Annotated in this window: 7 protein-coding genes; 4 read left to right on the top strand and 3 right to left on the bottom strand. The window is 71.8% G+C overall.

Features of this window, described 5'->3' with window-relative positions; translation table 11 throughout:
* A partial coding sequence (locus VP06_RS28475; protein WP_245291348.1) for a pseudouridine synthase occupies positions 1-1163 on the bottom strand: 1163 nt, incomplete at its 3' end.
* Positions 1164-1207: 44 nt separating this feature from the next.
* On the opposite strand from VP06_RS28475, the gene VP06_RS28470 reads away from it, so the two are divergent.
* The 4 genes from VP06_RS28470 (at position 1208) to VP06_RS28455 (ending at position 6063) form a co-directional block, all read left to right on the top strand.
* The gene (locus VP06_RS28470; protein WP_048467179.1) at positions 1208-1696 is read left to right on the top strand and encodes a nucleoside deaminase; all 489 of its coding nucleotides are present in this window, start codon (positions 1208-1210) and stop codon (positions 1694-1696) included.
* A 113-nt stretch (positions 1697-1809) separates the two neighbouring features.
* Positions 1810-3144, top strand: a complete 1335-nt coding sequence (locus VP06_RS28465; protein WP_048467178.1) for an Nramp family divalent metal transporter — start codon at positions 1810-1812, stop codon at positions 3142-3144.
* A gap of 164 nt (positions 3145-3308) precedes the next feature.
* Positions 3309-4181, top strand: coding sequence for a transglutaminase-like domain-containing protein (locus VP06_RS28460; RefSeq protein WP_048467177.1), 873 nt, complete (start codon positions 3309-3311; stop codon positions 4179-4181).
* A 226-nt stretch (positions 4182-4407) separates the two neighbouring features.
* Entirely contained in the window at positions 4408-6063 is a 1656-nt protein-coding gene (locus VP06_RS28455) for a DEAD/DEAH box helicase (RefSeq protein ID WP_048467176.1), read from the top strand.
* Between the two features lie 31 nt (positions 6064-6094).
* On the opposite strand, the gene VP06_RS37425 is transcribed toward VP06_RS28455, so the two are convergent.
* Both VP06_RS37425 and VP06_RS28445 read right to left on the bottom strand, forming a co-directional pair.
* Positions 6095-6445 carry an Hpt domain-containing protein gene (locus VP06_RS37425; RefSeq protein WP_048467175.1) on the bottom strand — a complete coding sequence of 117 codons (351 nt, stop codon included), beginning with the start codon at positions 6443-6445 and terminating at the stop codon, positions 6095-6097.
* A gap of 130 nt (positions 6446-6575) precedes the next feature.
* On the bottom strand, positions 6576-6842 hold the full coding sequence (locus tag VP06_RS28445; RefSeq protein ID WP_053082074.1) for a hypothetical protein: 267 nt from the start codon (positions 6840-6842) through the stop codon (positions 6576-6578).
* Positions 6843-6911: the final 69 nt, after the last annotated feature.

The following is a 6911-nucleotide window of genomic DNA, read 5'->3' as shown; positions in this document are numbered from 1 at the left end:
CGCGGGCCGATCGCGCCGTCCGGCTCGCCGAAAGCCGCCGCGCGGGCGGCGCAGGGGGGGGCCCCCCGCGGGCGCGCCCCGGCCCGGCCGCAATTCGGCAAGCCGCCCGCGACGCCGGCGGCCCGCCGGGCTCCGCTGCGCACGGTCTGGCGCGATTCCGAGGCCGAGGCCGCGGGCGGCTTGCCGAATTGCGGCCGGGCCGGGTCGCGCCCGCGGGGTGCCCCCTCCTGCGCCGCCCGCGCGGCGGCTTTCGGCGAGCCGAACGGCGCGATCGGCTCGCGCACCGGGCTGGTGAAGTCCACGCCCGCCTGCTCGGAGAGCGTCTGGCCGAGCTGGTCCTTCAGCACCCGGGTCCGGATCTCCTCCACCAGCCCGACCTCGAGGTCGCCGAGCTGGAACGGCCCGAAGGAGAGCCGGATCAGCCGGTTCACCGACAGGCCGAGATGTTCGAGGATCCGCTTGACCTCGCGGTTCTTGCCCTCGCGCAGGCCGAGCGTCAGCCAGACGTTGTCGCCCTGCGCCCGGTCGATCGTCGCCTCGACGGGGCCGTATTCCATCCCGTCGATCGTCACGCCCTTGCGCAGGGCATCGAGCTGAGCCTGGTCGATGTCGCCGAAGGCGCGCACGCGGTAGCGGCGCAGCCAGCCGGTCTCCGGATGGGCGATGACCTTGGCCAGCCCACCGTCATTGGTGAGGAGCAGGAGCCCCTCGGTGTTGATGTCCAGCCGGCCGATCGCCACCACCCGGGGCAGGTCCTCGGGCAGCACGTCGAACACCGTCTGGCGCCCCTCCGGGTCGCGGGCGGTGGTGACGACGCCGCGCGGCTTGTGGAACAGCCACAGCCGGGTGCGCTCGCGGGTCGGCAGCGGCTCGCCGTCGATGGTGATGCGGTCGTCCGGGGTGACGTTCACCGCCGGCGAGTCGAGGCGCTGGCCGTTCAGGGTCACGCGGCCTTCCGCAATCATCGCCTCGGCGTCGCGGCGCGAGGCCACGCCGGCCCGGGCGATCGCCTTGGCGATGCGCTCCGGTTCCGCCTCGGCCGGCGCCGCGGCCTTGGCGGCCCCCCGCTTCGAAGCCTGCCCCTCCGGCGCGCCCGTGGATGCCTCGTCCCGTCCGCGACGCCGCTGCGGCGCCCCGGTCTCGTTGTCGTTGATGTCGTTCATGCGGGCCTGATACCAGACGGGGGATGTCGACGCGAGTGGAACCGATGCGCGATTTTGCAAGGGGGAGCCTGCCGCCAAGCGGGGCTTCGCACCCGGATCCGCTCGGCCTCGCCTTCGATGCGGCCCGCGCGGCGGCCGCCCGCGGCGAGGTGCCGGTGGGCGCCGTCGTGGTGCGGGACGGGGTGGTTCTGGCGGTGGCCGGGAACCGCCCCCGCGCCGACCGCGACCCGACCGCCCATGCGGAGATTCTGGCGATCCGCGCGGCTTGCGCCGTACTCGGCGACGAGCGCCTGACCGGCTGCGACCTCTACGTCACCCTGGAGCCCTGCGCGATGTGCGCCGGCGCGATCAGCCTGGCCCGCATCCGCCGCCTCTACTTCGCCGCCTCCGACCCGAAAGGCGGCGCCGTCGAGCATGGACCGCGCGTCTTCAACCAGCCGACCTGCCATCATGCCCCAGAGGTGTATGGCGGCTTGCGCGAGAGCGAGGCCGCGGCCCTCCTGCGCGACTTTTTTCGCGATCGGCGGTCCTGACCCGACCGTCGAAATCCGCTCCGGCGCCCTGGAATTCAGCCTTCTCAAATCAATATAGCAGTGGCTATATAGAGCCGCCCGAAAGCCGGGCAGGAGCGAGGGAGCACGGGCGGATGCGGGACGGATGGGCGTGGCGCGCCGGCGACGGGGCGGCGGAGCCGAGCCTCGGGGCGATGAATGCGAGCGTGCCGGTGCGGGCCACCGGCTCCTGGCCGCGGCGGCTGCTCGCCTTCCTGGGGCCCGGCTACATGGTCTCGGTCGGCTACATGGACCCGGGCAACTGGGCCACCGACATCGCCGGAGGCGCGCAGTTCGGCTACACCCTGCTCGCCGTCATCCTGCTCTCGAATCTGATGGCGGTGGTGCTCCAGGCGCTCGCCGCCCGGCTCGGCATCGCCACCGGCCGCGACCTGGCGCAGGCCTGCCGCGACGCCTATTCGCGCCCGGTCGGGATCGCGCTCTGGCTCGCCTGCGAGGCGGCGATCATCGCCTGCGACCTCGCCGAGGTGATCGGTACCGCCATCGCCCTCAAGCTCCTGTTCGGCCTGCCTCTCCTGGCCGGGGCGATCCTCACCGGCCTCGACGTGCTGCTGATCCTGCTGCTGATGCGCCGGGGCTTTCGCGCGCTCGAAGCCTTCGTGATCGCGCTGCTCACGATCATCTTCCTCTGCTTCGCGATCCAGATCGCCATGGCGGCGCCGCCGATCCGCGACGTGCTCGGCGGCTTCGTGCCCTCCGCTCAGATCGTCACCAATCCGGCGGCCCTCTACCTCGCCATCGGCATCCTCGGCGCCACGGTGATGCCGCACAATCTCTACCTGCACTCCTCGATCGTGCAGACCCGGGCCTATCCGCGCGACGAAGCCGGCAAGCGGAGCGCGATCCGCTTCGCCGTCGCCGATTCGACCATCGCGCTCACGCTCGCGCTCTTCGTCAACGCGGCGATCCTCATCATGGCGGCCAAGGTCTTCCACGGCACCGGGCATACCGGCGTGCAGGAGATCGAGGAGGCCCATGCCCTGCTCTCGCCGCTGCTTGGCGTCGGCGTCGCCTCGACCCTGTTCGCGCTCGCGCTCCTCGCCTCCGGGCTGAATTCCACGGTCACCGCGACCCTCGCCGGTCAGATCGTGATGGAGGGCTTCCTGCGCCTGCGCCTGCCCGACTGGGCGCGCCGCCTCGTCACCCGCGGCATCGCCATCGTGCCGGTCGTGGTGGTCACCGGCCTCTATGGCGACGAGGGCACCGCCCGGCTCCTGGTGCTGAGCCAGGTCGTGCTGTCGATGCAACTCCCCTTCGCGGTGATCCCGCTGGTGCGCTTCGTCTCCGATCGGCGCAAGATGGGCGTCTTCGTCATCCCGGCCTGGCTGACGATCCTGTCCTGGGCCATCGCCGCGGTGATCGTGGTCCTGAACCTGAAGCTGCTCGTCGATACCGTCACGGGGGGCTGACCTGAGGGGCTGACGTCGATGTCCGAAAGCAGACATCGACCCAGAGGAATGGCGCCTGCACAACATTTAGGCGAAGGCGGCGGCCCGGACTGACCGGCATCTCGGAACAACCGCGGTTCTCCGGACTTTACGCTCCACGTTTTTCGATTTGCGTGGACGCCACGATGAAGATCCGCACCGGCTACTCGATCGCCTTCGACACGCCCGGCCCGACCCCGATGGTCCTGATGCTCAACGTGCATCCGGACCGGGCGAACGACCTGATCACGCCCGACGTGATGACCATCGACCCGCCGGTCTCCGCGCATCGCTTCGTCGATTCCTTCGGCAATCTCTGCACCCGTGTCGTCGCTCCGGGCGGCCGCATCACGTTCTCGGCCGATGTCCTGGTCAAGGACAGCGGCGCGGTTGACGAGGTGGCGCCGGATGCGCTGCAGCACGCGGTGCAGGACCTGCCCGACGACGTGCTGCCCTTCCTCCTCGCCAGCCGCTACTGCGACACCGACAAGCTGTCGAACACCGCCTGGCAGCTCTTCGGGAGCACGCCGGAAGGCTGGGCCCGCGTCCAGGCCATCGTCGATTACGTGCACAACCATATCCGGTTCGACTATCAACGGGCCGATTCGACCCGCTCGGCCCTCGACGGCTACACCCAGCGCGAGGGCGTGTGCCGCGACTTCGCGCATCTGGCGATCGCCTTCTGCCGCTGCATGAACATCCCGGCGCGCTATTGCACCGGCTATCTCGGCGATATCGGCGTGCCGGCGGTGCCGGATCCGATGGATTTCTCGGCCTGGTTCGAGGTGTATTTGAGCGGGCGCTGGTACACGTTCGACGCACGTCACAACAAGCCGCGAATCGGCCGCATCGTCATGGCCCGAGGCCGCGACGCCACCGACGTAGCGATCTCGACGAGCTTCGGCCCGGCCTGGCTCGCCAAGTTCGAAGTCCATACCGACGAGGTGGTGGAGCCGGAAACGCGGGATCAGCCGCAGCAGGATCTGCCGCAGATGCAGTGGTTGCAAGCGGCGGAATAAGCGTCGGGCGCCGGTTCCCTCCCCTCCCCGGCAGATCCCGGGCAGCCCGAGGTCCGCTGGCGGCGGACGACGTCGGGCAGGCCCGGCGGTCGCGCGGGGCGAGGGGGCACCGGTGCCCCGGGCGTCGAAGCCGGCATCGCGATTCGCCTGCCGACGCGGCGCGGCTCCTCCCACCTCCCCGCTGTCAAGCCTGGATGAAGGCGCGTTCTCCGGCTATGGCGGCGCGATGCTGCTTCGTCCCTACCAGCGCGCGAGCCTCGACGCGCTCCACGCCGATTGGGCGCGCGGTGGCCGCAACGGCCTCATCGTGCTGCCGACCGGGGCCGGCAAGAGCCTCGTCATCGCCACCCTAGTGCGGGAGGGGATGGCCCGCGACCCCAAGGCCCGGATCGCCGTCGTCACCCATACCCGCGAGCTGATCGCCCAGAACCATGCCGAGCTCCTCGCGCTGTGGCCCGAAGCCCCGGCCGGCATCGTCTCGGCCGGGCTCGGGCGTCGCGAGGAAACCAAGCCGATCCTGTTCTGCGGCATCCAGTCGGTCTGGAACCGGGTCGAGGCGACCGGCGGCTTCGACCTCGTCGTGGTGGACGAGGCCCACCTGATCCCCCGCGACGCCGAGACCCGCTACGGTCGCTTCCTCGACGCGGTGCGGGCCCGGTGCCCGGAGATGCGCCTCGTCGGGCTGACCGCCACGCCCTACCGCCTCGACAGCGGCCGGCTCGACGAGGGCCCGGGCCGCGTCTTCGACCGCATCGTCTACGAGGCCCAGGTCGGCGACCTGATCCGCGAGGGGTATCTCTCGCTGCTGGTCTCGAAGGCCACCGCCACGACCCTCGACGTCAGCGGCGTGCCCCTGCGGGCCGGCGACTACATGCCCGGCGCCCTCGAAGCGGCGGTGAACCGCGACGTCATCACCCGGGCGGCGGTGGCCGAGATGGTGACGTATGGCGCCGAGCGGCGGGCCTGGCTCGCCTTCTGCGCCGGGGTGAAGCACGCCGATGCGGTCCGCGACGCGATCCGGGCCGAGGGCTTCTCCTGCGAATCGATCTCGGGCGAGACGGGCAAGAACGAGCGCAACCGCATCGTGCGCGACTTCCGGGCCGGGCGCCTGCGCTGCCTCACCTCGGTCGGCGTGCTGGCGACGGGCTTCAACGTGCCGGAGGTCGACCTGATCGCGCTGCTGCGCCCGACCCAGAGCACCGGCCTCTATGTCCAGCAGGTCGGCCGCGGCCTGCGCCGGGCCAAGGGCAAGACCGATGCCCTGGTGCTCGATTATGCCGGCCTCGTGCGCCGGCACGGGCCGATCGACGTGCTCTCGGCCAATGCGGTGGCGCGGGCGCGGCTTCTGGGCGAGAGCGGCGGGCCGCGGGCCAAGCCTTGCCCGGGCTGCGGCGCGCTCATCGCCCTCAATGCCAGCACCTGCGAGGCGTGCTGGGTCGATCCGGAGGAGGAGGACGAGGCGGAGCTGCCGCACGAGGCGGTGGCCGACGACGAGACCGCCGTCCTCTCCGCCGGAACCGTCGCGGTGGTGCGCGAGGCGCATGCGCGCTGGTGGCCGGTCGCCGGCTGGCGCTTCCGGCGCGAGGCGCGGGCCCGCGGCCCCGACCTCCTGGTGGTGGCGCTGGAGGGCGACGAGGAGGCGATGGTCGTGCGCCTCGACCTCGAAGCCTCGGGCTTTGCCCGCGAGAAGGCGGTGCAGTGGTGGCGCCGTCTCGGCGGCGAGATGCCGGCGCCCCTCGATGTCGAGGAGGCACTGGCCCGCTGCGACGAGCTGTCCCGGCCGGAGGCGGTCCGGGTGGTGCCGACCGGCCGGCTCTCCGAGAGCGTCGATTACCGCCTCGCCGACGGGGCGACCTGGACCGACACGCGGCGGGTGGCCTGATGCCGCGCCGCCGCTGAGCCTGATGACCGGATCAGCCCGCGGCGATCAGGCGGGCGATCTCGGCCTCGGCCACGACCTTCTCGGCCGCGACCTCGGCGGCGAGATCCCGGATCGCCGCGAGATCGCCGCCCTGGCAGGCGGTTTCGAGCGCGGCGCAGAGGCGCGACAGCCGGGTGAAGCCGATGAGGCCCGAGGAGGCAATCACCCCATGGGCCGCGGCGCCGAGCGCCGCCGGCTCCCCCCGCACCGACCAGTCCCGCAGCTGCGCCTGGAAGCGCCCGAGCAGCACCGGCATCGCCTGGTCGCCGACCGCCTGGCGCAGGTCGGCAAAGATCGCGGCGTCGAGGGAGGGGGGCGTCGTCGCCATGGCGTCCGGCTTCACTTGCGCCGCTTCCTGTGATGCGCGTCGGCGCTCCGCGCGCGATCCAACGGAAGATGGGATGGCCGCGGTGATCGGGCAACCCGCCCGACGCCCTCCCGAGGCGGTCCGGATCGCGGCCGCCAGGATCGTCTCAGGCCGAACGCGCCACCGACGTGCCGATCTCCGCCGACCGGGCGGCCTCCGCCTCGCGGGCATAGGTGCGGGCCCGCAGAACGGCCTCGGAGGGCAATTGCTCGACCACGTATCCGTCCGGGCCGATGACCTGGAACACGATCTGCTGGCTGTCGGCGTCGCGTCGGTAATGGGCCCGGTCGGGCAAGGTGCCGGGGATGTCCGGCGACGGGGCGCTGCCGCGCGAGATCGTCTGCTGGGCGTCCGGGCTCAGATCGAAGGTCACCGCCGGATCGAGGGGCGGGTCTGTGGCTGTCTCTTATACACATCCGACGCTGCCGACGAACAGAAGGGA

The organism is Methylobacterium aquaticum, from assembly GCF_001043915.1.
GTDB classification, from domain to species: domain Bacteria; phylum Pseudomonadota; class Alphaproteobacteria; order Rhizobiales; family Beijerinckiaceae; genus Methylobacterium; species Methylobacterium aquaticum.
Note: the sequence above shows the minus strand (reverse complement) of the source record. Positions and strands in the feature narration are given on the sequence as shown.